Genomic DNA, 275 nt, shown 5'->3' on the forward strand with positions numbered 1-275 from the left:
GCATCAGGTCGGCCATTTCGTCCATGACCACGACCAGGAAGGGCAGGGGCTCGGGCCGGATCTTCTCGGACTCATAGACCGGGCGACCCTGACCGTCGAAGCCGGTCTGAACCGTGCGCTCGAAATGCTCGCCCTTCGCTTGAGCTTCGCGGGCGCGCTCGTTGTAGGAGGCGATGTTGCGCACGCCCAGCTTGGACATGCGGCGATAGCGATCCTCCATCTCGCGCACCGTCCATTTCAGGGCGACGACGGCCTTCTTCGGATCGGTGACGACG

The 275-nt window shown here is 64.4% G+C and carries 1 protein-coding gene; it reads right to left on the reverse strand.

Translation table 11 applies throughout. The annotated features are described in order from the left end of the window. A partial coding sequence (locus ACZ6JE_RS15200; RefSeq protein ID WP_464319480.1) for an FtsK/SpoIIIE domain-containing protein occupies positions 1-275 on the reverse strand: 275 nt, incomplete at both ends.

This window comes from Frigoribacterium sp. AC759, from assembly GCF_979256015.1.